The organism is Pseudoalteromonas piscicida (assembly GCF_002208135.1).
Classification (GTDB): domain Bacteria; phylum Pseudomonadota; class Gammaproteobacteria; order Enterobacterales; family Alteromonadaceae; genus Pseudoalteromonas; species Pseudoalteromonas piscicida_A.
The window spans coordinates 1,268,959-1,292,906 of the sequence record NZ_CP021646.1; the positions used below are offsets into that span (position 1 = coordinate 1,268,959).

At 43.4% G+C, this 23,948-nt stretch carries 17 protein-coding genes, 9 tRNA genes and 1 pseudogene; 26 read left to right on the forward strand and 1 reads right to left on the reverse strand.

Translation table 11 applies throughout. From position 1 onward, the window contains the following. The first annotated feature begins 213 nt into the window (after positions 1–213). The 21 genes from tolQ to B1L02_RS06155 all read left to right on the forward strand — a co-directional run bounded on the left by tolQ (position 214) and on the right by B1L02_RS06155 (position 11,969). Positions 214–918: a protein TolQ gene (tolQ, locus tag B1L02_RS06055; protein WP_088530307.1), complete on the forward strand. Its 705-nt coding sequence runs from the start codon at positions 214–216 to the stop codon at positions 916–918. Continuing rightward, on the forward strand, positions 905–1,333 hold the full coding sequence (gene tolR, locus B1L02_RS06060; RefSeq protein WP_010377593.1) for a protein TolR: 429 nt from the start codon (positions 905–907) through the stop codon (positions 1,331–1,333). The genes tolQ and tolR overlap by 14 nt, the downstream gene beginning before the upstream one ends. Further along, positions 1,333–2,274 (forward strand): cell envelope integrity protein TolA, encoded by a 942-nt coding sequence (tolA, locus tag B1L02_RS06065; RefSeq protein WP_088530308.1) that lies wholly within the window; start codon positions 1,333–1,335, stop codon positions 2,272–2,274. Before tolR ends, tolA begins: the two co-directional genes overlap by 1 nt. Before the next feature lie 9 nt (positions 2,275–2,283). After that, positions 2,284–3,642, forward strand: a complete 1,359-nt coding sequence (gene tolB / locus B1L02_RS06070) for a Tol-Pal system beta propeller repeat protein TolB (RefSeq protein ID WP_088530309.1) — start codon at positions 2,284–2,286, stop codon at positions 3,640–3,642. Between the two features lie 40 nt (positions 3,643–3,682). Then, positions 3,683–4,216, forward strand: a complete 534-nt coding sequence (gene pal, locus B1L02_RS06075; protein ID WP_088530310.1) for a peptidoglycan-associated lipoprotein Pal — start codon at positions 3,683–3,685, stop codon at positions 4,214–4,216. A gap of 12 nt (positions 4,217–4,228) precedes the next feature. Further along, positions 4,229–4,984, forward strand: a complete 756-nt coding sequence (gene ybgF, locus B1L02_RS06080) for a tol-pal system protein YbgF (protein WP_088530311.1) — start codon at positions 4,229–4,231, stop codon at positions 4,982–4,984. A 149-nt stretch (positions 4,985–5,133) separates the two neighbouring features. Beyond that, positions 5,134–5,209, forward strand: a tRNA-Lys gene (locus B1L02_RS06085). A 155-nt stretch (positions 5,210–5,364) separates the two neighbouring features. After that, positions 5,365–5,440: transfer RNA gene (locus B1L02_RS06090), tRNA-Lys, on the forward strand. A gap of 154 nt (positions 5,441–5,594) precedes the next feature. Then, a tRNA-Lys gene (locus tag B1L02_RS06095) sits at positions 5,595–5,670 on the forward strand. 154 nt (positions 5,671–5,824) lie between these two features. After that, positions 5,825–5,900: transfer RNA gene (locus B1L02_RS06100), tRNA-Lys, on the forward strand. A gap of 154 nt (positions 5,901–6,054) precedes the next feature. Then, positions 6,055–6,130: transfer RNA gene (locus B1L02_RS06105), tRNA-Lys, on the forward strand. A gap of 154 nt (positions 6,131–6,284) precedes the next feature. Beyond that, positions 6,285–6,360, forward strand: a tRNA-Lys gene (locus tag B1L02_RS06110). A 154-nt stretch (positions 6,361–6,514) separates the two neighbouring features. Beyond that, positions 6,515–6,590, forward strand: a tRNA-Lys gene (locus B1L02_RS06115). Positions 6,591–6,744: 154 nt separating this feature from the next. Continuing rightward, positions 6,745–6,820 (forward strand) — tRNA-Lys (locus tag B1L02_RS06120). A gap of 133 nt (positions 6,821–6,953) precedes the next feature. Then, positions 6,954–7,997 carry a quinolinate synthase NadA gene (nadA, locus tag B1L02_RS06125; protein WP_026000839.1) on the forward strand — a complete coding sequence of 348 codons (1,044 nt, stop codon included), beginning with the start codon at positions 6,954–6,956 and terminating at the stop codon, positions 7,995–7,997. A gap of 89 nt (positions 7,998–8,086) precedes the next feature. Then, positions 8,087–8,177, forward strand: a tRNA-Ser gene (locus B1L02_RS06130). 241 nt (positions 8,178–8,418) lie between these two features. Then, complete coding sequence (locus tag B1L02_RS06135; protein WP_088530312.1) at positions 8,419–8,685, forward strand: hypothetical protein; 267 nt, start codon at positions 8,419–8,421, stop codon at positions 8,683–8,685. A gap of 33 nt (positions 8,686–8,718) precedes the next feature. Further along, the gene (locus B1L02_RS06140) at positions 8,719–9,489 is read left to right on the forward strand and encodes a type VI secretion system-associated protein TagO (protein WP_088530313.1); all 771 of its coding nucleotides are present in this window, start codon (positions 8,719–8,721) and stop codon (positions 9,487–9,489) included. A gap of 269 nt (positions 9,490–9,758) precedes the next feature. Next, positions 9,759–10,418 (forward strand): hypothetical protein, encoded by a 660-nt coding sequence (locus B1L02_RS06145; RefSeq protein WP_088530314.1) that lies wholly within the window; start codon positions 9,759–9,761, stop codon positions 10,416–10,418. Positions 10,419–10,616: 198 nt separating this feature from the next. Beyond that, positions 10,617–11,018 carry a hypothetical protein gene (locus B1L02_RS06150; RefSeq protein ID WP_088530315.1) on the forward strand — a complete coding sequence of 134 codons (402 nt, stop codon included), beginning with the start codon at positions 10,617–10,619 and terminating at the stop codon, positions 11,016–11,018. Positions 11,019–11,153: 135 nt separating this feature from the next. After that, positions 11,154–11,969 (forward strand): hypothetical protein, encoded by an 816-nt coding sequence (locus B1L02_RS06155; RefSeq protein ID WP_088530316.1) that lies wholly within the window; start codon positions 11,154–11,156, stop codon positions 11,967–11,969. Here B1L02_RS06155 and B1L02_RS06160 read toward each other — a convergent pair. Then, positions 11,966–12,544, reverse strand: a complete 579-nt coding sequence (locus B1L02_RS06160) for a TetR/AcrR family transcriptional regulator (RefSeq protein ID WP_088530317.1) — start codon at positions 12,542–12,544, stop codon at positions 11,966–11,968. The genes B1L02_RS06155 and B1L02_RS06160 overlap by 4 nt on opposite strands. Before the next feature lie 155 nt (positions 12,545–12,699). Here B1L02_RS06160 and B1L02_RS06165 point away from each other — a divergent pair, with 155 nt between their 5' ends. From B1L02_RS06165 to recD, 5 genes and pseudogenes are all read left to right on the forward strand, one after another. After that, the gene (locus B1L02_RS06165; protein WP_088530318.1) at positions 12,700–13,740 is read left to right on the forward strand and encodes an alkene reductase; all 1,041 of its coding nucleotides are present in this window, start codon (positions 12,700–12,702) and stop codon (positions 13,738–13,740) included. Positions 13,741–14,045: 305 nt separating this feature from the next. After that, positions 14,046–15,071 carry a GGDEF domain-containing protein gene (locus B1L02_RS06170; protein ID WP_088530319.1) on the forward strand — a complete coding sequence of 342 codons (1,026 nt, stop codon included), beginning with the start codon at positions 14,046–14,048 and terminating at the stop codon, positions 15,069–15,071. A gap of 126 nt (positions 15,072–15,197) precedes the next feature. Next, positions 15,198–18,454, forward strand: a pseudogene (gene recC / locus B1L02_RS06175) (exodeoxyribonuclease V subunit gamma). Beyond that, positions 18,441–21,977 (forward strand): exodeoxyribonuclease V subunit beta, encoded by a 3,537-nt coding sequence (gene recB, locus B1L02_RS06180; RefSeq protein WP_088530320.1) that lies wholly within the window; start codon positions 18,441–18,443, stop codon positions 21,975–21,977. The pseudogene recC and the gene recB overlap by 14 nt, the downstream one beginning before the upstream one ends. Beyond that, positions 21,974–23,851 carry an exodeoxyribonuclease V subunit alpha gene (gene recD, locus B1L02_RS06185; RefSeq protein ID WP_088530321.1) on the forward strand — a complete coding sequence of 626 codons (1,878 nt, stop codon included), beginning with the start codon at positions 21,974–21,976 and terminating at the stop codon, positions 23,849–23,851. Before recB ends, recD begins: the two co-directional genes overlap by 4 nt. Positions 23,852–23,948: the final 97 nt, after the last annotated feature.

The window sequence follows — 23,948 nt, forward strand, 5'->3', positions numbered from 1 at the left end:
AAGTTTGGGTAAAGCAAAGGGAGTTACACTGTTTTGCTCTATTTATCGTCAAATACAATGAATTCGCAGTATTGAGATTGTAAGGTATTTGTAGTGTGGTTAAACTAGCTGAACCTTTTGGTAGTAAATCTAGTCTATCTCTAGATATTGCTCGGTAGAGCGCAAGAATATAAATGGCTACCATTGCCGAAACACTTTTGGGAGTATAATAACGTGGAATCGGGACTAAATTTTGTCGATCTAATTTTAAAAGCCAGCTTTTTGGTACAACTTGTTATGTTGACCCTGGTGGGATTATCTATTGCTTCTTGGGCAATTATTTTTCAACGTAAAACTGTCATTTCTCAAGCCCAAAACCAATCAAAGAATTTCGAGCAAAAATTTTGGTCCGGTATGGATCTTAGCAAACTGTATAATGAAATAGCCGCAAGAACGGGTAGTGCAACAGGATTAGAAGCGTTATTTGTATCCGGCTTTAAAGAATTTGCAAAGCATAAAAAAGGCAATATCCAATCTCCTTCGATTGTTGTTGAAGGTACTCACCGTTCAATGCGTGTCGCGCTTTCTCGTGAAATTGAAAAGTTAGAATCAAGCCTCTCTTTTTTAGCGACAGTTGGCTCTATCAGTCCTTATATCGGTCTATTTGGTACTGTTTGGGGGATCATGAATGCCTTCATCGCGCTCGGCGAAGTGAAACAAGCGACACTGCAAATGGTTGCGCCAGGTATTGCCGAAGCTTTGATTGCGACAGCCATGGGTCTGTTTGCGGCAATTCCAGCGGTAATGGCGTATAACCGATTTGCCAAAAATGTAGAAAAGCTAGAAACTCAGTACATAAACTTTATGGAAGAGTTCGCTAATATCCTTTATCGTCAGGCTGCAACACAAGTAGAGGCAAAACAAAATGTATCAGCGTAAGAGACGCCGTCCCGTCGCGGAGATCAACGTCGTTCCTTATATTGATGTTATGTTGGTGCTGTTAATCATCTTTATGGCAACGGCTCCACTTATCCAACACGGCGTAAAAGTAGACTTACCTCAGATGGAAGAGTCTGAATTGGTTGAAACCAAAGACTCGCCACCGATTATCGCCACCATTGATGCTGAAGGTCGCTATTTTGTGACTGTTGGTACCGATCCTGAAGCACCGATGGATGCCGTAGAAGTAGCTGCGGTGATTAAACTTAAGTTAGAACAAAATCCAGATACTCCTGTAATGATTAAAGGTTCAGGCAGAGTGTCGTATCAAGAAGTCCTTTATTTAATGGATTTCTTGAAAAAAGCGGGTGTTCCTTCTGTTGGCCTAATGACTAAATCATTTGAGGATGAGTAATGAGTTCATTATCTAGCAGCGTAGTTAAGTCAGTATTGCTTCATGGCGCGATTGGCGGTCTGCTATTTGCTACGGCAAATTTTCAAGTTGAAACACCTACTGTGATGGAAGTCACCTTAAATCCACAGCAAAAAGATCAAAAGCCTGAAAGAGCGGTTTCTGCTGTGTCGGTTGATCAGCAAGCGGTTGAGAAAAAGATTGCTGATTTAAAAAAGCGTGAAGAAGAAAAGCAAGCTGCTGAAGATCGCCGTATTCGAGATCTTGAACGGCGTGCGCAGCAAGCCAGAAAAGACCGGGAAGCCGAAGCGCGCCGCATTAAAAAACTGGAGCAAGAGCGTCAAGCGAAGTTGGAAGAGACTCGCCAAGCTGAGGCGCAAGCCAAACGCGCTCGCGAAATAGAGAAAAAGCAACGTGAGCAGGCTGATAAAGCGAGAGCCGAAAAAGCCGCTGCAGAAGAAGCTGCTAAAAAAGCTGCAGCCCAGCGCCAAGCTGAGGAAGATCGTTTAAGAAAGGCTGAAGAGGCGAGGAAACGTCGCGAAGCCGAGGAAAAACGAAAAGCGGAAGAAGCGGAGCGTCAACGTCAAAAGGCACTTGAGGAACAAATGCTGCGTGACCAGCTTGCGAAAGAGCAGGCAGCAAGAGCTAGGATCCGTCAACAGCAAGTATTAAGCGAAGTAGATAAGTTTAAAGCACTTATTATGCAACGCATTCAAGCAAACTTACTTATAGATGAAACAATGAAAGGTAAACAATGCCGAGTAAACATTCGTTTAGCCTTCAACGGTCTCGTGACACATGTTGAGTCATTGGGTGGCGACAAGCTAGTGTGTGAAGCTGCTATCCGTGCTGTGAAAATGGCAGATACTTTACCTGTTTCTAAAGATAAAGACGTGTTTGAGCAGCTTAAGAATATCAATTTAACAATTAAACCAAATTTTTAAAGGACGAACATGCTAAAGAAGTTCACAACCTTATTGCTGGTTTTTACTCTGGGTGTATCACAGTTTGCGCAAGCCGCACTTGAAATTGTGATAACAGAAGGGGTAGACAGTGCTAGACCCATCGCAATTGTGCCATTTAAATATAATGGTACTGGTGAAATGCCGTCGAGTTTAAGTGACGTTATTTCTGCAGACTTAATGCGCAGCGGTAAATTTAAGCCCGTTGCCGAGGCTGATATGCCGCAATTACCAACCACTGACTCGGAAATCGACTACGCTGCGTGGGTAGATGCGGGGGTTGAAGCGGTAGTCGTAGGTACCGTGACTCAGCAATCTGCAGGGCGCTACCTGGTAAAGTATGAATTGATCGATGTGATCAGAGCGCAGCTTACCGGTGGTGAAACTCGCATTATGTCAAATGGTCGCTTAATGCAAAGCGACGACCATGTGCTAGAAGGACGCCAAAGTATTGTTAGCAGTACAGGCTTTAGAAATTACGCGCACCAAATTAGCGACGTAGTATATGAAGCTTTAACAGGTGAAAGAGGCGCATTTAGAACTAAGATTGCCTACGTCATCGTACGTGATGGCCAAGATAAGCCATACCAATTGGTTGTTGCCGATTATGATGGCTACAACGAACAGGTGTTATTACGCTCAAAAGAGCCGTTAATGTCTCCTGCATGGTCGCCGGATGCAAACAAACTTGCGTACGTGACTTTTGAAAATCGCCAATCGCAAATCTACATTCAAGACATTTACACCGGAAAACGTGAACTGATCACGAGTCACCCTGGTATTAATGGCGCGCCACAATTTTCTCCAGATGGAACTAAATTACTTGCTGTACTCTCTAAAGATTCAGGTGGTGCGACAGAAGTGTATCTAATCGACTTGAAAACTCGTCAAGAAACACGCTTAACTCGTCATCGTAGTATAGATACTGAGCCGTCTTGGCATCCAAACGGTCAAGAAATTGTGTATACATCTGAAAGGGGTGGTAATGCTCAGATTTATAAGTTAAATTTAAAAACTGGTAGGTCTAAGCGAATTACGTTCGACGGCGACATGAACTTAGCAGGTTCGATCACGCCAGATGGTAAACGTCTGATTATGGTTAACCGCACGCTGGGCCGTTACCACATTGCGAAAAAAGAATTAGATTCCGGGTTGTTTCAAGTGCTGACTCGTACGAGACTAGATGAGTCCCCGAGTATTGCACCAAATGGTTCGATGATAATATACAGCACCTTGCACAATAATAAGCAGGTATTGGCATTGGTGTCTATGGATGGTCGTTTCAAGGCAAGGTTACCTGTCTTGGACGGTCAAGTTAAGGCACCAGCCTGGTCGCCGTTTTTACAGTAATTTTGCTGGTTAGATTTATAAAGATATAGGAATATACTCGATGCAACTTAACAAAACTCTAAAAGCCTTAATGGTCGCGTTGCCAGTGATGACACTTGCAGCATGTAGCTCATCTTCAAGTGTTGATGAGGGCGCGGCTAGCGAAAGCAACCAAGCGGCAACCACACAAGACAACACTGTTGACGTAAACACTATGTCTCGCGAGAAATCTGCTGAAGAAAAGCTACGTGAGAAATACGAAGCCCTACGTCAAGAGCAGATCGTTTACTTCGATTTCGATAAATCTACTATTCAGAGCAAATATGCTGAACTACTTCAAGCGCACGCTGATTTCCTAGTGAAAAACCCAAGCGTGAAAGTACTTGTGGAAGGTCACGCGGACGAGCGTGGTACGCCTGAGTATAACATCGCACTAGGTGAGAGCCGTGGTAAAGCAGTGGCTAAATACCTTCAAAGCCTAGGTGTTTCTGACAGCCAAATCTCTGTAGTGAGCTATGGTGAAGAAAAACCAATGGTTAAGTCACGCACAGAAGAAGCGTTCGCTAAGAACCGTCGCGCGGTATTAGTGTACTAAGAAAGAGTTATTATGAAGCCGAATACTATTTTGGCAGCATTCTTACTCATGAGCGGGAGCGCCCAAGTTTGGGCTGCTCCCGCTCCTGTTTCAGAAGCTGCAAATTCAAATCAAACACTGGAAGAACGTGTCTCTCAACTTGAGAGTATGATGAGAACCCGCAATTTGCTGCAGGCTGAGCTACAGCAACAGCTTAATCTTCTACAAGAAGAAGTAAGCCAAGTGCGCGGTGTGACAGAAGAGCAGAGCTATAAGCTTGAAAAAGTGCTACAACGTCAACGTGAGCTGTATCAAGAGATCGAGAATCGCGTTAGTCAAGCTTATGACCAGTCACAATCCACCGCAGCTGCGGTGACGCCTGATATTACCCCAGAACAAGCATTCAGCAGCAATCTGTCTGAAAATGAAGCGTACGACCGTACAGTAAACATGATAATGAAGGATAAGCGCTACGATGCGGCTATCCCCGAGTTTCAAAGTTTCTTACAACAGTATCCAAATTCAGTGTATGTGCCGAACGCGCATTACTGGCTAGGTCAGCTATTCTTAATAAAATCTGACGATGGTAAAGCCAAGTCTCATTTTGCAACCGTTGTTGATAATTTCCCTGAATCGAATAAACGTCCAGAAGCGATGTTAAAGCTGGGTACTATTTTACATAAACAGGGACAAGCTGCCGAAGCGAAGACGCTCCTTAATAAATTGATTAAAGAGTATCCAAGTACGACTCCTGCAAAATTGGCAACAGAGCGTTTAGCGAAGATGTAATTATCACTTTTTGAGCTGAGTGCCTTAAAATTAGGCGCTTAGTCATAAAAAGTGAAAAAAACTAGCTATTTCAGTTGCACTCAAAATTTAAATAAGTATTATAAGCGCCCGCAGCAGGCGATTGGTAACAAAACACTGCTGCGTTAAGTGGGTCATTAGCTCAGTTGGTAGAGCAGTGGACTTTTAATCCATTGGTCGATGGTTCGAGTCCATCATGACCCACCACTTTACAAGCTTTAGAATTCATATTTGAGCGGGTCATTAGCTCAGTTGGGTGAAAAAAGACCGAAGCAACGCTTCGCAGCTTTTTGAACGCGAGTCAGGACGACGAGCCGGAACACCTCTTCAGGATGAATTAATGGCACTTTTAATGCTTGAGCGGGTCATTAGCTCAGTTGGTAGAGCAGTGGACTTTTAATCCATTGGTCGATGGTTCGAGTCCATCATGACCCACCACTTACAAGCATATGAATTCAATTTTGAGCGGGTCATTAGCTCAGTTGGGTGAAAAAAGACCGAAGCAACGCTTCGCAGCTTTTTGAACGCGAGTCAGGACGACGAGCCGGAACACCTCTTCAGGATGAATTAATGGCATTTTTAATGCTTGAGCGGGTCATTAGCTCAGTTGGTAGAGCAGTGGACTTTTAATCCATTGGTCGATGGTTCGAGTCCATCATGACCCACCACTTACAAGCATGCGAATTCGATTTTGAGCGGGTCATTAGCTCAGTTGGGTGAAAAAAGACCGAATCAACGCTTCGCAGCTTTTTGAACGCGAGTCAGGACGACGAGCCGGAACACCTCTTCAGGATGAATCAATGGCACTTTTAATGCTTGAGCGGGTCATTAGCTCAGTTGGTAGAGCAGTGGACTTTTAATCCATTGGTCGATGGTTCGAGTCCATCATGACCCACCACTTACAAGCATACGAATTCAATTTTGAGCGGGTCATTAGCTCAGTTGGGTGAAAAAAGACCGAAGCTAAGCTTCGCAGCTTTTTGAACGCGAGTCAGGACGACGAGCCGGAACACCTCTTCAGGATGAATTAATGGCATTTTTAATGCTTGAGCGGGTCATTAGCTCAGTTGGTAGAGCAGTGGACTTTTAATCCATTGGTCGATGGTTCGAGTCCATCATGACCCACCACTTACAAGCATGCGAATTCGATTTTGAGCGGGTCATTAGCTCAGTTGGGTGAAAAAAGACCGAATCAACGCTTCGCAGCTTTTTGAACGCGAGTCAGGACGACGAGCCGGAACACCTCTTCAGGATGAATCAATGGCACTTTTAATGCTTGAGCGGGTCATTAGCTCAGTTGGTAGAGCAGTGGACTTTTAATCCATTGGTCGATGGTTCGAGTCCATCATGACCCACCACTTACAAGCATACGAATTCAATTTTGAGCGGGTCATTAGCTCAGTTGGGTGAAAAAAGACCGAAGCTAAGCTTCGCAGCTTTTTGAACGCGAGTCAGGACGACGAGCCGGAACACCTCTTCAGGACGAATTAATGGCATTTTTAATGCTTGAGCGGGTCATTAGCTCAGTTGGTAGAGCAGTGGACTTTTAATCCATTGGTCGATGGTTCGAGTCCATCATGACCCACCACTTACAAGCATATGAATTCAATTTTGAGCAAGTCATTAGCTCAGTTGGGTGAAAAAAGACCGAAGCTAAGCTTCGCAGCTTTTTGAACGCGAGTCAGGACGACGAGCCGGAACACCTCTTCAGGACGAATTAATGGCACTTATAATTCTTGAGCGGGTCATTAGCTCAGTTGGTAGAGCAGTGGACTTTTAATCCATTGGTCGATGGTTCGAGTCCATCATGACCCACCATCCTCTTATTCTTCATATATTATTCAAAATACTTTCTTAAACTCGCCATTTTGAGCTAAACATTCGCTAGGATTACCCCTGTATTTTTCGTATAATTCTACCTAATTATGCAATGTGGACTAGTGGTCGAGAAATGAGTCTAGCTGAACGTATTATGCCGGAAGATTATATCTTCCCTCCAAAACCTGCCCCTCTTACCGTTGAAGAAAAAGCAGAGTATAAAGCGCGTATCAAAGCGCTATTAGTTGAAAAAAATGCGGTACTGGTTGCCCATTATTATACTGATCCTGAGATCCAAGCACTTGCTGAAGAAACTGGCGGCTGTGTTGCTGATTCATTAGAAATGGCACGGTTTGGCGCTAAGCAAGAAGACAAAGACATGATCATCGTCGCCGGCGTGCGCTTTATGGGCGAAACGGCAAAAATATTAACACCGCACAAAACTGTTGTGATGCCAACACTCGAAGCAACTTGCTCGTTGGACGTTGGTTGCCCTATCGACGAGTTCTCTGCGTTTTGCGATCAACACCCAGACAGAAAAGTGGTGGTATACGCCAATACTTCAACTGCGGTAAAGGCCAGAGCGGATTGGATCGTCACTTCCTCTTGCGCGCTTGAGATTGTTGAGCACCTTGATGAGCAAGGCGAAAAAATTATCTGGGGTCCGGATAAGCACTTGGGTTCTTATATCCAAAAGAAAACGGGTGCCGATATGATCATGTGGAATGGTGCGTGTATCGTTCATGATGAATTTAAAACCAAAGCCCTTAAAGACATGAAGCAGCTACATCCTGACGCTGCGGTACTGGTTCATCCTGAGTCTCCTGCGGAAATTGTAGACTTAGCGGATGCGGTAGGCTCAACGAGTCAGTTAATTAAAGCTGCGCAAGAAATGGATAATCAGAAGTTTATCGTTGCTACCGATCGCGGTATCTTCTACAAAATGCAGCAACTTTGTCCTGAGAAAGAGTTCTTCGAAGCACCAACCGCTGGTGAAGGCGCTACATGCCGCAGCTGTGCCCATTGCCCTTGGATGGCAATGAACGGCCTACAGGCAATTGAAGAAGCGCTTATCAGCCCACAAGGCAAAGAAGTCTTCGTTGATATGGAATTGCGTGAAGGCGCACTACGTTCGCTCAATCGCATGCTAGATTTTTCTGCATCCTTGCAGAAATAGTAGGATTAATAGACAAATAGATCCTAAAAGCAAAAAACTGCTTGATAAAGTGCGAGGCTTTTCATAGTATTAGCCCCGCAATTCAGTGCGGAGAGATGGCTGAGTGGCTTAAGGCGCACGACTGGAACTCGTGTATACGTTTATAGCGTATCGAGGGTTCGACTCCCTCTCTCTCCGCCATCCTAAAACAGCTAAAGCTGTTTTTTTGTGCCTTGAATTCTCCTCTTATCAACTTTCCCAGACAAATTGTGTATTACCTAATTGATGAAACTTTGGATATTCGGAAGCTATTTAATATTTAAAGAGGTTTTGAATACTCGAGTATTTAGCACCTAGCATTGCCAGCGGTTGTCCAATTTTGAAAATAGCGCTAAGTTTAGATTTGATACCCTGAAGATAGAAAGCAGAAAGGAACATTAAGATGACAAATCTTAGTGAGCGACTTAAGGGCTTGGATCTGAGCCGAGTAACACATAGACTCAAAACCGCAGCTGGGATGACAGAGGATGATTGTTTTCAAGCAGAAGTACTGTATAAACAATTTCTGACATTGAAGTCGAAATATCCAGATACGCCAATCACACCGCCGCAGCTTGCCGACGAGGTATGGCATGAACATATCACAGATACAATCGCGTATTACAGGGGAGTTACTATTTATTGCTACGATGATTTGTTTAACTCATAACAGTATCAATTATTACTAAAAGGGAATTCACTCATGCTTTCTTTCAAACCTAATACAGCTTATCAAATATTGCTTTTGCTTTATGCCGCAAATACACAAGCAGCAATTAATAAAACTGAGTTTTCTAAATGTGCTAACAATACTTCATCCCTTGATAGGTTAGCTTGTTACGATGAACTGGCTCAAAAGTCAGGTTTTGTAAGTACAGTGAAGGAAACGAAGCGCACAGAAGGGGATTGGAGAATATTTACCCAAATCAACCCTTTAGATGATACAAAGACGATAACTCTTTCTCTCATTGCATCTAATGGATCAAATATCTTGGGGAATCCAATAAGCTTTTATGTCCGTTGTAAAAGTGGTAAAACAGAAGTTTACATAAATTGGAATCATTATTTGGGTAGTGAAGCAATAGTCACAACCCGAGTTGGGTCTAAATCAGCAGAAACCTCCAATTGGTCTTTATCTACTGATAAAAAAGCATCCTTTGCGCAAAATTCTATGAGCTTACTGCGTGATATAACTTCATCAAATCAATTCGTGGCACAAATAACTCCTTATAACGAAAGCCCTGTTACAGCGGTATTTAATACTACAGGTTTGAAAACAGCTTTATCTCCTATATTAGAAACATGTAACTGGAAGATTGATGTTCCCCCTACCGAGCCGTTTGTTGTCTCCGGTGCTCAAATGAAAGACTTTAAAAAAGCTATGCAGGAAATTAAGTTGCGACTTGGAGAAAGTAGTAAGGAATACCAACAAATGCTTCAGACTTACAATTCGATAAAAGTCGCTCAGAAGTAACACTACATATTTGAATCACATTTGAAGTGGGTGCCTGCAATTTATGCTTATGATATTTTTCTGCTTGAGAGTTACTCCGATTGGAGAATATATATGCAAGGTGTTTATATCGTAACTCTTTCTATTTCTGGGAACCAGCTTGAATAACTGCTTATTTTTACATACACAAAAAGATAACTTGGATTGGCCGAAGAAAGTAATAGGAACTAATACCAACATTTGTAGGTTTTGTAAAAGCCACTCTGTATCTTTCAAAATCTGTTCCGGAAATGCTTGGAAACAAAAGTGTCTTTACTATAAATGAATGTGATTTTTGTAATAGAAAGTTCGCTAAGTATGAAGCCGAATTAGCTAAGTTCATCCCACCATCATTTATCACTAGAATAAGAGGGAAAAATGGCTTTAACGAAGTTCATTTTAAAGGGGGTCGTAAGATCTCTGGAGATTTTAATTTTATAAAAATACAGGCTGGCCTTGAAACACTCGACAAAGGTTTCAATGTTGTAATGCCAAAGTTTTCTCAAGTGAAAGTTTACAAGGCTCTTTTAAAATGCTTACTATCGTTACTCCCTGATGATGAGCTGAATTTATTCGATAATGTTATTGAATGGTTACTCTCTGATGAAGGGTTCAGCTCATTTAAGTACGAGGCTAAAATTGCTTATGGTGTGAGACTACCAGACGTAAATTTACCTCAAATAATGTCTTTAGAAGTAAGTAAAGAGGCGACGAATAAAACTACTAGATATATTCTTGAAGGAAAGTTTAATAATTTGATTTTAATTCTTCCATTTTCATTTAACGCTCAAGAACATGTTGAATTTGAAACTTTTCCAGCGAGAAGTGAACGCGAAAAATTCTACTTCAAAGCAGTAAATTTAAAAATATATAAAGACCAGCATTGTTACAAACTTCGCTTCGATATTTGACGCTTTTTCGAGTTTAACTTTAGTGCAACGTTGAATATGTCGAAAACTATCACGACGGTGATTTCAACCAGCTAACGCCAGAGAAAATACATGACGTATTTGCGGCGCAAATGTAGAGTATGTCAACTAAGCTGCTGAAGGTTTTTCTACGTCAGCAAATTCTCAAAAAATGTGATGTTAGTGGATAAGGAAAGTTTAGTGAGACGAGTTAAGGTCTATTACCAACATCGTGACGGTGGCACTGAGCTCATCAATCATGAAAAAGAATTACAATCTTATCGTGAGGCTTGGGATGTTATTGATCATTACCCTTGGGACAAAGAATTGGAATTGTTCGAGGAGTTTGGTGAAGGGGGCGGGTTGTTTTTTATACTTGGCGATGAAGGCGGTAAGTCCGCCTCTTACCAATTGACACCAATAGAAAATAACCGCGGATTACTGACTTTGGATGTTGTGTCTAAGCCTGCTACTTTTGGCATCTTTGGTGGTAAATCTGTTTCCGTCGATTTTGAGCTTGTCTCAATTCCAGAGGCTAAAAATCATATAAAAGCGCTATTTGAATACTCAATTGACTCTTTCTATGAAAAGTATCGAAAGTAATAGTGTTGTGTGAAAAGTATCCGTAGATATCAATTTCGGTGATTCATTTATCTTGGGCTTGTTCTCGTTGTATACTCTGCCTTATATATCAAACGGTGTGTGGCACGTTTCAACGGGAAATAAAAGGATGTATCAATGAATAGACTTGGCATACTAATTGGTTTGTTATTTTGTTGTAGCTATTCAATCGCCCAGCCCCAGCTCCAAGCAATCACAATTTACAATAACCCTTCTCAAGGTGTTCAAACCGAAAGCCGCGTATTTTCCTATCTGCAAAGCCAGTTAACTCAGTTTGAGATTACACTGTCTGATGCTAGTGTTGACCGTGCGCTTAAAAATATTGCAGGAGGTGAGGGGGAGTGCGTTAGAAACTTAGTTGTGAATAAAGCGCGCAGTAAAACATTGCTATTTTCTGAGCCGACCACTTACTTTTTGGGGTTACAAGTTTTTGCTGCACCCTCCGCGCAATTGTTGTCTACACAAACCGAGCAAAACCTAGAGACATTGTTAACGAGTCATCCCAAATGGTTGTTGGGCGTAGAAAAAGAGCGCTCATATGGTGATATTGCCGATGCCATGATACAGCAGACGCCGCCAGATCAGCTCTACGTGAAAGAAGGCAGCGAAAACGAAGCACAAATGTATTCTATGTTGATGAGCAAGCGTTTTGAGTTGCTGCTTGAATACCCTTCGGTTATTGCATACCACGCGAAAGGCGCATCAGAAAAACCCGTACCAATTGCGGTTAGTGGTTTTGCTCCATTTATTACTGGGCATATCGCTTGTCGGGATACATCCGTTACACGGAGGTTTTTAGCGGCGGTTAATTCTGTATTGGCGGGCTTGACGATGGACGAGCGTTTTATTAATTGGCATCTCGAATACATAGACAAGAGTTTACACGATGTGTTTAAACAGCAATTTAGCCAAGCGCAAAGCCCTCGGCTTTAAACAGAGACTTCCAATAACCTATCCGCCAGCGCATTTAGGTGTGAGCTATCGCACTGAGTCGCTGCATAAGTCCGAATACCATATACAGACATAATGAAAAAACGCGCTCTCTTTGTGGCTTCATCTTCACTTAATGCTTCACTATCGGGCCAAACCATTAAAAATTGTTGCCTGATCAGTGATTCAAATTGGTGCAAGTTAGCGCTGAGTGCCGTTTGAATTTCTGCATCCTGCTCGCCAATTTCATTAAGCGTTTTGGTGAGCAAACACACTTTCTTTGACTCGTCGCCCAAACACTCACCGACGAGATCTTGTAAGAATCGCTCAAGTGCGCAGCGAAGGCTGGTGCTGTTTTCGAACAGCTGTTGATAGTGGACTCGTCTGTCTGCCTGGTATTGTTCTATCGCAGCTAATAGCAATCCTTTTTTATTTTTGAAGGCACAGTAAATTGAACCTGGATGGAGTCCGGTTACTTCGGTCAGTTTGGGCATACTGGTTTTGTTGTAGCCATAAGTCATAAATGCTTGCATGGCATTTCTCAGTACGGTTTCTCTATCAAACTCTGCTGTTCTCATCGATTTCCTAAATGCACCAAATGTGTTTAAACGCCGCCATTATACCAATACTTCCCCCTATTTTTGATAACAATGAAAAAAATGTAAAGGTTTAACTTGAATAATGATTCAAGAATCCTTATCTTGAATGTATATTCAAATATGGAGAGACACGCATGCCACAGGTACTTTTTGAAAATGTTAAGCTAAATAACACGATATCACTCAATAATCGCATCTTGATGGCGCCACTGACGCGCTGTATGGCAGGTGACGATTTAGTTCCTACCGATGACATGGTGAAGTACTATGCTAAGCGAGCCAAAGCAGGATTAATCATCAGTGAAGCAACGATTATTCGCCCTGATGGACAAGGCTACCCGAATACCCCAGGTTTGTTTACACAAGCACAAATTGCAGGGTGGAAAAAAGTAACAGATGCCGTACATGCCGAAGGTGGCAAAATGTTTGCACAGTTATGGCATGTTGGGCGTGTTGCGCACCCATACTTTTTTGACGGAGAGGTCTTAGCACCGTCGGCTATTGGTATTGAGGGTACGGTTCCAAGAATGCGTGAACTCACCTATCAAACTCCTAAAGCTGTGACTCAGGAAGAAATCACACAACTTGTTGCTGATTATGCCCAAGCGGCAGCAAACGCGATTGAAGCAGGCTTTGATGGAGTGGAAATTCACGGTGCCAATGGTTATTTAATTGACCAGTTTTTACATTACGCCGCGAATCAGCGCACAGATAAGTATGGTCAAACGCCAGAAAATATGAGTCGATTTGCTCTGGAAGTCACCGATGCGGTCGTTGACCGTATTGGTGCCGACAGGGTGGGCTTGAGAGTATCACCCGGTGCCTACTTCAACATGGATGGTGACCAAAGAGACAGAGCGGTATTTGATTTCTTAATTACCGCCTTAAATAGTCGTAACTTAGCCTATCTGCACGTGGGTATCTTTGATGACGCGATGGAGTTTGAGTATTTGGGCGGCAGTGCCTCAGCTTATTTGCGTAGTATTTATCAAGGAACGTTAGTTGGTGTGGGGAGCTACACTGCAGCGTCAGGTGCTGAGGCTATTCAAAACCAACAATTTGATTTATTGGCGATTGGGAGGCCATTTATTGCCAACCCAGACTACGTTGAGCGGGTACAAGCTGGTCAGACTGTGAAAGAGTACGATGAATCTATGCTTGCAACACTAGACTAAAACCAATCCATAAGTACGAATTTAGAGAAATGCCAAACACTTAAGTTTGGCATTTTTTTGTACATTGCATAAGCTTAAAGCAGGCGTCAGTGGTAAAGCGAAAACTTTTGATGCAAAAGTTGTCATCTTTATCAATTAAGCTTGAGGGTGGTTAAGTGTTTAACCCTCAAGTATTTGCTAATCAATAATCAACTGGATTGTAGCTTATTTTTTAACATTGATAGGAATAAAGGAGTACTTTGGAGTTTATTTGTTCGCTAAGTGTGTAATAATATGCCAGCAATGCAGTTGTGAGTGCGTCGGACATGCAAGAAGATTTATTAAATTCCGTTATCAAAATAACAAAAACGAGAGATGTTGATTCTCTCGAATACAGCTTAGTCTCTACTATTCAAGAGTTCATAGGCTGTAAAGAGGTTGCTGTTTATAAGGATCTGCTCGTTCCTGGAGAGATCGCAATTGAAAGAAGCCTACTCTTAAGGAAACTCTCCGATAAGGAATTTGATTGGGAAGAAAGAAACTTGGTTAAAGAGCCCGATAAGGAATTAATTTCTTGCTTGCAGTCTGCCTGCATCATCACTGTTCAGGCTAAAGATGGCACAGAGCACCGTTGGGTGCCAATTAGCCTTCAGGAAAAACCGGTTGGTGCGATAGCGGTTATCAGTACGGGGTTGTCGAGCGCAGATCAAGTACTACTCAATGCTTTTTGCCGCATTTTTGAAAATTATCTCACCATTCTTCACGAAAATGAACGCGATAAACTCACCGGACTACTGAATCGTCAAACGTTTGAAAAGCGCTTAAAACAACTGATTGAAAAGCAAGTTATCAAACAACACAAAACAGTATGGCATGGTGATGTGCGCTCCGTGCATAAATGCGCAACCTCGTGGCTTGCCATCATGGATATCGATCACTTCAAAAAAGTGAACGATAACTACGGGCACGTATGCGGAGATGAAGTGTTACTTTTGCTAGCGCAGCGTATGCGCCAGTTTTTTCGCTCCACAGACTTATTATTTCGCTTCGGTGGCGAAGAGTTTGTACTGGTCTTTGAGCCAACCGATTATGACTCCATAAAAGCTAAGATGGACGAGTTTATGGAATTGGTACGAAATACCCACTTCCCATTCGTAAAAAAGCTTACCGTCAGTGTCGGGATGTCTCGCATTAGTCCATATGATTTCCCCATCACTGTGCTTGAGAATGCAGACAAAGCACTTTATTACGCAAAAGATAACGGTCGCGATATGCTTTGTTTTTACGAAGAGTTGCTGTCTGAGCATAAAATTGAAGCGCCGGAAGAGAGTTCTGATATAGATCTGTTCTAACAGTTTATCTGAGAAGCGACGGCTGTCGCTTTTCTATTCAAGCGCGCTCGCATTAACCTCAATAACTACCGCTTATAGGAAGATTCAGATACACTTAACACAGCGTTAAACTGCATGGCAGACAACATGTTACACATCATCCAATCGAATCGAATGGAAATCTTGCAGGCGCAACTCTGCACACTCATAAAATCAGCACCGCTCGCTAACCCTTTTGCAAAAGAAGTGGTGTTAGTACAATCTCCTGGTATGTCTGAATGGCTCAAACTAGGCATGAGTCAGCACTTAGGAATAAGTGCACAGGTCGACTTTCCATTACCATCTAGCTTCATTTGGAAGCTATACCAAAATTTCATTGATGATGTTCCCAAGGAATCTGCTTTTAATAAAAGCAATATGACTTGGAAACTATTTACGCTATTACCCGGCTGCATTGATAACCCTCAATATATTGCGCTTAAGCATTATTTAGGAGATGACCCTTCAGGGATTAAACTCTTTGCGCTGTGTGAAAAAATTGCCGACGTTTTTGACCAATATTTAATGTACCGCCCCCAGTGGATTGAACTTTGGGATCAGGGCCAAGATACGCTTATAGATGTGGATGTTGAAGCCATCGCCCCTTGGCAGCCTGATCTCTGGCGTCGTTTAGTCCACCATGTTGAAGCACTTGAACAAAGTCCATATCACCGTGCCAACATGCACGATCAGTTACTGCAAGGGCTGGCCAATGCACCAGAAGGCAAACTTCCCGAGCGGATCTGTATATTTGGACTGTCGGCCATATCGACCAGTCAGCTTGATATTTTTCAAGCGCTTGGCCAAAAAACGAATGTATTTTTATTCTTTTTTAACCCCAGTGAACATTACTGGGGAGATTTAGTTGATGAGAAGACTCAAGCTAAAGTCGCGGCAAAATACGCCAAGATGCCAGAGCTTGAAGCGAAAGACGGCGAGTATTATTACATTGGTAATCCACTTCTCTCTTCATGGGGAAAGCTCGGGCGTGACTATTTTGAGCAATTATTGCAGCTTGATGCTAGTTGGATTGATGGATTTGATGACGCGTTTGATGACAGCTTGCTTGGTCAGGTACAGCAAGAGATCTACCAGTTGGCATTTAAAGGAGAGTCGTTAACCGCTGATCCAAATTGGTTTGTTTCGCAGCAGGGCAAGTTACCCATTATGGCCGATGATACCAGTATCGTTTTTCAGGATTGTCACACGCCACTGCGTGAGGTCGAGCGGCTCCATGATTATTTACTCAATCTGTTTGAACAAAATCCAAGCCTGACGCCTAAAGACATTATCGTCATGATGCCTGATGTGGGCACCTATTCGCCATTTATTAAAGCGGTGTTTGACAGCAGTGAAGATACACAGCGGATCCCCTATGCGATTTCCGATCTTGCAATCGAGCAAGAGCGGCCTATTTTAACGTCTTTTGTGACGTTAACCGACTTACCCAATAACCGTTTTTGCGTGTCGGATATTCTCGATCTGTTGGGCGTTGCGCCGATCGCCGAACAGTTTAACCTTGAAAGCCATGAGTTTGATTTAATTCGCTATTGGCTAGACCAAGTTAGTGTGAAATGGGGCTTAAATGACAGTCATAAAAGCGAATATGGCTTGCCAAAAATACCACTAAATACGTGGCAACATGGACTCAACCGTCTGCTCTTAGGGGTTGCAACGAACGACGAACAGACGCCGTTTGCATCCATTTATCCTGCAGATGAAGTTGAAGGCATGTCTGTGGTGGTACTTAACAAGCTTATCGGCTTTGTTGATGCGCTGATTTGGTTAAAGCGACAACTCAGCAGCGAAAAGACCTTAACGAGTTTCGCAGCAATTCTACGTGAAGCTATGGCGCTATTTTACTCGTCAGAGTCTGAACAGAGTTGGGATTTGCTTAAGCTTGAGCAGATTATAGAGAACATCGAAAAACACCATGAAAATGGCGATATTCAAGCGCCAGTCTCAGCAAAAATCTTAGCGTATTTGGTTAAGCAAGGCGTTAGAGAAAAAGGGGTTGGGCAGCGCTTTTTAGCAGGAGCGGTAAACTTTTGTACGCTGATGCCGATGCGTGCTATTCCATTTAAAGTGGTGTGTATGCTTGGTCTAAATGATGCGGACTATCCTCGTACCGTGCAGCCTATTGGTTTTGATTTAGTCGCACACTCCACGAGACGTAAAGGCGATCGCTCACGAAAACTAGACGACAGATACTTGTTTCTAGAAGCGTTACTCAGTGCTCGAGAAAACTTGTATATCAGTTATATTGGCCGCTCTTGCTTTAACAACGAAGCCCAAGTGCCGTCCGTTCTAGTCAGCGAATTGACTGAATATTTAGATCGCAGCTTTTATTTTGAAGATATGCCAAAGCAGTCGCTTGTTACTCGATTAACTTCACAGCTGCCATTACAACCTTTTAATCCCGAACATTTTAGAGCAGGCTCACTACAGAGCTACAATCGTACTTGGCTTTGGCAGCATAGAGCGGCGCAAGCTGATGAGACAAAACCGTTAGCACCAGTTTTAGACACAGAAATTGAGTTTAGCGATTTGCTGCGCGGCGTTTGTGAGCCGCAAAAGTTATTTTATCAGCAAGCGCTGGGCATTAAACTCAAACCAATAGAAGCGTTAACACTTGATGAAGAGCCTTTTGCATTAGATGCATTGGAGCGCTATCAATATTTAGATGAAGTGCTGGATGCTCAGCTACAGCAAAAGCCCTTAAATCTTGAGCAAATTTTACAACGAGGCTCGCTGCCTCAGGCAAACATCGGCAAGCTACAGTTAGAGGGGCTGCTCAGCCGCGTTGAACCTATGGTTAACGTATTGACCCCGTTGCTTAATGAACCAAAGGAACCTCTAGAGCTAAAACTTGGTGTTGCAGAGCATATACTGGTTGGTTGGCTTGATTGTGTGTATGACAACAGGCAAGTTTACTATCGTAGCGCCAGTATTAAAGCCAAAGATTTGATTAAAGGGTTTTTACATCACTGCGCGGCCTGTGTAATGGGCATGAAGTCACTACTTATATTGTTGGGCTAGATCAAAGCGTGCACTTTGCTACTATTTCACAGCCACAAGCACAACAATATTTGGAGCAGTGGCTGGCTTTTTATAAGCAAGCGCTGAGTGAACCTGTGGCATTTTTCCCAAGTTCTAGTATGGAATACGCCAAAACACAGGATATTAAAAAGGCTGAAAATAAATTTAAGCCGCAATATGTTGGTCGAGGAGAAGGGGAAGATCCCTATGTTCAGCTTTGTTTTAGCGATTTTTCAGCTCATGAAGCGCGTTTTTGTGCACTTAGCCTTACTTTGTTAACACCTATTCTTGATGCCGCTGAGGAGGTACGCCATGGAGATGCTTAATCCCATTACTATGCCTCTAAGTGGCCAAAACCTAATTGAAGCCAGTGCAGGTACGGGGAAAACTTACACCATCACCGGTTTATATCTGCGTTATTTACTCGGTTTGCGTACTTCTGATCTGCAGCATGAGCCGTTAAGCGTTGAACAAATCTTAGTGGTAACTTTCACAGAAGCGGCAACACAAGAGATCAAAGACCGAGTGAGAAAACGCATTATTCAAGCTCGAGACGTGCTACTAGGTGAAGTCTGTAAAGATGAACTGATCAATGCTATTTTGGCGCAAGTTGAAGATAAAAAGCGTGCCTTTGATCTCCTTGATGCAGCCGCTAAGTCAATGGATGAAGCCGCGATATTCACCATTCACGGCTTTTGCCAAAGAATGCTGAAGCAACATGCTTTTGAGTCTAAGGTCGCATTTAACCTCGAGTTTATTCTTGATGAAAGTGAGTTGATTGACGCTGCAATGGCAGATCATTGGCGACGTTTTGTTTACCCGCTGGACGCAGAAAAAACACTGGCTGTGATAGAGCAATTTGCCACGCCATATGCACTGGCGAAGCAGGTTAGACCCTTATTAACAAGAGAAAGTGCCGAAATTAAACCCTCAGTTTCATTAGATGAGGTGTTTGCAGCTCGAGAAAAGTACCAAACATTAGCACTGTGGTTAAAGGCCGAGATAGTCAAAGCTGACTATATCAATGTGTTGAAAAAAGCAGGGCTTGCGGGCAATCGTGCACCAGGGCGAAAGGCTAATCTTCAAGCACTTGAGGATTATGTAAACAGTGAGCAGTGGTGGTTTGAGTTTGGTAGCAGTAATCACTCCTTTGGACTGTGGGGCAGTGAAAGTCTTGCAGACGTTGCTCAATATAAAAAGAATACCACGCCGCTGGAGCATGAGCTCATTCGTCACTTTGATACATTGGCAGAGCTCCATCAATTGGTCAGGAGTGGGCTTAAAATTGCGTTAGTGCAACAGGCGGTGGCCGAGGTGAGATCTTTACTTCACGCTCACAAAGAAGAGTATGGCTTGATCTCTCCTGATGATTTACTTAAGCAGCTGCATCAAGCGTTGATGGGTGATAGTGGTGAGCGTTTAGCCGAAAAAATTGCACTGCAATATCCGGTTGCCATGATAGATGAGTTTCAGGATACCGATCCTATTCAATATGGGATCTTCAGCCGAGTTTACGCAAAGGAAAATACGGCATTAACCTTGATAGGCGATCCAAAACAAGCCATTTACGGCTTTCGCGGGGCGGATATTTTTACTTATATCGGCGCAAAGCAAGAAGTTGCGCAAGACAGGCAGTATACGCTTGCAACCAATTATCGCTCCGATAGTGACGTGGTTGCCGCAGTGAATACGATATTTACTCGCCATCCCAATAGTTTTATCTACAACAAAGATATCCCTTTCATTGAGGTAAGCGCGCAAGGTAAAGCCGAGGATGCGCAATTTACTATCGCGTCTAAAAAGTCGTCAGCTCTGCGCTTCAGTGTATTACCAAATGAGGATGAAGCGCTTAACAAAAGCGCCGCGCAAGCGCAGCTAAGCCAGGCGTTCGCTGGTCGAATTGCAGCGCTTATCGAGCAAGGGCAGTCGGGGATTGCGAAGATTGGCGAAAACCCAGTTGTCCCTGCGGATATCTGTGTTTTAGTTCGTGACCGCATAGAAGCGAGCTTGATCAAACGAGCCTTAAATCAACTCGATATTGCCAGTGTGTACCTTGCCAGAGATAGTGTATTTAGGCAGCCGTTAGCAATTGCGTTGTATCAATTGCTTGATGTACTGCACGGGAGTTACGACGAAGCTGCGCTCAGAGGCGTGCTTGCGGGACCATTATTTTATTTTAATAACCAAGCGCTATACGACTTGCAGTTTAATGAGCAGCAGTGGCAAGGTTATTTGCAGTTATTTAGTGAGTTAACACAGCTGTGGTATCGCTCTGGTGCGATGGCGATGCTGGAACACTTATTGATAACTTGTGAGCTGCCAGTGATTTGGCAGCAGCGGGGAATGGAAGTGGAGCGTTGGCTTACTGACTTCCGTCATTTGGCTGAGCTTTTACAGCATAAGCAATTAGAGCTTGATGGCACGGGGCGTGTGTTACGTTGGTTTTTATCGCAGCTAAATAATGCTCAGAGTGACAGCTGCCAAATTCGCTTAGAGAGCGATGCCAATCTGGTGAAAATTGTGACCATGCACGCATCAAAAGGTCTGGAGTATCCGATTGTCTTTATGCCATTTGCGCTTGGATTTCGTGAGCCTGATACATTGGTTTATCACCAAGGGGATAAGTTAGTTGTCGACCTTAAAGGCAGTGATGATGCCAAAGAGAAAGCAGAACAAGAAAGGCTGGCAGAGGATATTCGCTTACTTTACGTTGCACTGACGCGTGCGGTGCATTATTGCGAGCTTGGGCTTTACGACATTCAACAAGGGCGCAGTAAAAAGTCTGCGCTGCACAAAACGGCTTTAGGATTTGCCTTGTTTGGTACGGAAACCTTCGACAGTGCAGAGGCTTGGCAAAGTGCCTTAAGCCAGTTATGTAACGCACATTCGGGAATGGAATATGAAGTATTAGATGAATTAGCAGAGCCACAGCGAGTGATAAACGCAGCGCTTGAAGATAAGCCTTTGGCTCTGTCTGCAAAACCCTTCACCGGCCAAATTGAACGCCAGTGGCGCACTACCAGCTTTAGTCAGCTAAGTTATCACACGCATCATGGTGATAAACCCGCCGGGGCTGTGGACGAAAACCATTTACTGGATTTACCTGAGCAGCGTCAAGAGCGGGAAAAAACAGCTTATACTTTTCCAAAGGGCGCCAAGCCGGGTAGCTGTTTGCACGAAATCTTCGAACTCATAGATTTTACCGCACCGAATTATCCCAAAAACGATGATAAGCTTACGCTGAGCGAAGCGGTAACTAAGTCATTGGATAAGTTTGGTATTGCGACTGAATGGCAAGAGACAGCAGAGCGTTGGATAACAAGCTGTTTGGCAGCACCACTTGCGCCACATCCTAATTTACAACTTGGTGTGTTATCACCAGACGACTGCATTGTTGAAATGGAGTTTTACTTGCCACTTAAACCGCTCAGTGCAGTGAAACTGAATAAGCTCCTCAGCGATATTACGGGGCAAAAGTCGTTTTTAAACTTTGATGATGTGGAAGGCATGCTGAAGGGCTTTATCGACTTAATTTTCAAGTGGCAAGGACAGTTTTTTGTTCTCGATTACAAGTCCAACTATCTTGGCGATAACCCAGAAGATTATCAACACGATAACCTCAATGCCGCGATGTCGTCTCACCAGTATCATTTGCAGTATATGATTTATACAGTGGCACTTCACCGTTTGTTAAAGCAGCGGCTTTTGGACTATAACCCTGAGCAGCATTTAGGTGGAAACTACTATTTATTTTTACGTGCATTACCGGACAATCAGGGGATTTTCTTCAATCAGTTAAGCGTAGAGCAGGTATTAGAATTAGATGCATTATTTGAGGAGTCTGTATGAGCCAGTTAAATATGGACTTTGAGGCATTTGACCATCACGGCTTTATTGCGTTATTGCTTGAGCACAAACGAGTCGGTAAAGCCGATATCGCATTAGCTAAATTGCTGAATCAGCAAGGCTACGACGATCACTTCTATGTATTTTTACTATTATTAATCGCTCATGGACGTCAGCATAGCTGCTTAGAGTTAGACAGTATTAATTATCAGGATCCGTTTGAGCTCAGCTACGCGATTGCGGATGGATCAGTAGAGTTGTCGCCATTTTCAAGCACAGGTATAGCCGTTGCAGCGCTCACACAGCATCCTGCAATCGGTGAAGATAAGCCGCTTCGGCTATACGGTAATAAGCTCTACTTGGCGAGATTAGCAAATTATGAAGCAAGGCTTGCAGGACACTTTGAAATGTTGGCAAAAGCCGATGTTACGCTGGACGAAGCAAAACTGAGTGCACTGTTGACGTCGTTTTTTCCAGCCAATGAAGAAGACATTGATTGGCAAAAAGTGGCTTGTACGCTTGCTATCATTAAGCGATTTTGTGTCATCACGGGTGGTCCCGGTACGGGAAAAACCACGACGGTCACAAAACTGCTTGCGATTTTACAATCGCTTTATAACAGTGCCCCGTTGACCATCAAGCTAGTTGCGCCAACCGGCAAAGCCGCTGCTAGGCTCAGTGAGTCAATTATTGGCGCGAAATCGAGGTTAAATCTGCCGCCAGCGCTTGCCGACTTACTGCCGGAGCAGGCGCAAACTATTCATCGCTTGTTAGGTGTTATTCCCAATAGCGTGCACTATCGTCACAATCAAGATAACCCGCTGCATGTAGATGTGTTGATTGTCGACGAAGCATCCATGGTGGACTTATCGCTTATGGCGAAGCTGGTGGATGCACTACCAAAACATGCACGGCTTATTTTGCTTGGTGATAAAGACCAGCTCGCATCGGTGGATACCGGTAACGTACTCAGCGACCTATGTGAAAACTTAACGCTTGGACAAGCACCACATTACAGTCAGGCACTGAAAGCAAAGCTAGCTGAGTTGAGTAAACAAAACCTGCCTGAGTCGGGTGATACCAGCACTGACTTTATGTTGGAAGATAATCTGGCATTTTTACAAAAAAGTCACCGTTTTGACAGTCGAAGTGGGATTGGCCAGTTAGCATTTGCCGTAAACAGCAACAATCAGCGGCAATTAGACAGCGTGCTGAGGCAAGGTTATAGCGATATACAGCATCATGAATTAAATAGTGAAACCTACAATGCCTTAATTGCCAGAGCGGCGGAGCAATACCAGCGATACCTGCTTGCCATTCATCATGGTGAGAGTGAGGCCATAATACATAGCGAGTTTGCCAGTTATCAATTGCTTGCGGCCGTGCGAGAAGGCCCTTACGGTGTGAACGAATTAAATCGCAGAATAGAGCTTAAGCTTAGTCAAATGGGATTGGTACAACCGACAGGGCGATTTTACGTTGGTATGCCCATTATGATCACTCAAAACGATTACCAGTTGAAACTATTTAACGGAGATATCGGGATCATTTTACGTGACGAACAGGGTGAGCTACAGGCATCATTTATTGATGAGCAGGGCAGCGTTAGGCGCTTTTATCCTGCCAGATTGCCGAGCTTTGATAGAGTGTATGTAATGACTATCCACAAATCGCAAGGCTCGGAGTTTGCTTACACGGCAATGATACTACCACCAATTCAACGTGCGCAGCAGGGGATAAACCGCCAGCTCATTTATACAGGGATCACCCGAGCTAAACAGCAGTTTGAATTGGTGGCGCAATATAAAGTATTAGTGCAGGGTATGAATCGAAGTGTGAGCCGCAGTAGTGGTTTACGAAGCCGGTTATCAAATTGATGAATTTTTTGTTAAAAACTTGTTTTATTTTATGGTTTGACTAAGGTTAAAGTGAGCTTGAAAGCTAGCTCGCCCAGTGAGTAGACTTGTCGTCAGT

What these genes read in the sequence shown, in the direction of transcription:
- tolB (WP_088530309.1), top strand. Translation starts at nt 2,284, where the DNA reads ATGCTAAAGAAGTTCACAACCTTATTGCTGGTTTTTACTCTGGGTGTA.
- B1L02_RS06155 (WP_088530316.1), top strand. Translation starts at nt 11,154, where the DNA reads ATGAATAGACTTGGCATACTAATTGGTTTGTTATTTTGTTGTAGCTAT.
- B1L02_RS06160 (WP_088530317.1), bottom strand. Translation starts at nt 12,544, where the DNA reads ATGAGAACAGCAGAGTTTGATAGAGAAACCGTACTGAGAAATGCCATG.
- recD (WP_088530321.1), top strand. Translation starts at nt 21,974, where the DNA reads ATGAGCCAGTTAAATATGGACTTTGAGGCATTTGACCATCACGGCTTT.
- B1L02_RS06140 (WP_088530313.1), top strand. Translation starts at nt 8,719, where the DNA reads ATGCTTTCTTTCAAACCTAATACAGCTTATCAAATATTGCTTTTGCTT.
- nadA (WP_026000839.1), top strand. Translation starts at nt 6,954, where the DNA reads ATGAGTCTAGCTGAACGTATTATGCCGGAAGATTATATCTTCCCTCCA.
- tolA (WP_088530308.1), top strand. Translation starts at nt 1,333, where the DNA reads ATGAGTTCATTATCTAGCAGCGTAGTTAAGTCAGTATTGCTTCATGGC.
- B1L02_RS06145 (WP_088530314.1), top strand. Translation starts at nt 9,759, where the DNA reads ATGCTTGGAAACAAAAGTGTCTTTACTATAAATGAATGTGATTTTTGT.
- B1L02_RS06165 (WP_088530318.1), top strand. Translation starts at nt 12,700, where the DNA reads ATGCCACAGGTACTTTTTGAAAATGTTAAGCTAAATAACACGATATCA.
- B1L02_RS06170 (WP_088530319.1), top strand. Translation starts at nt 14,046, where the DNA reads ATGCAAGAAGATTTATTAAATTCCGTTATCAAAATAACAAAAACGAGA.
- tolR (WP_010377593.1), top strand. Translation starts at nt 905, where the DNA reads ATGTATCAGCGTAAGAGACGCCGTCCCGTCGCGGAGATCAACGTCGTT.
- B1L02_RS06135 (WP_088530312.1), top strand. Translation starts at nt 8,419, where the DNA reads ATGACAAATCTTAGTGAGCGACTTAAGGGCTTGGATCTGAGCCGAGTA.
- pal (WP_088530310.1), top strand. Translation starts at nt 3,683, where the DNA reads ATGCAACTTAACAAAACTCTAAAAGCCTTAATGGTCGCGTTGCCAGTG.
- ybgF (WP_088530311.1), top strand. Translation starts at nt 4,229, where the DNA reads ATGAAGCCGAATACTATTTTGGCAGCATTCTTACTCATGAGCGGGAGC.
- recB (WP_088530320.1), top strand. Translation starts at nt 18,441, where the DNA reads ATGGAGATGCTTAATCCCATTACTATGCCTCTAAGTGGCCAAAACCTA.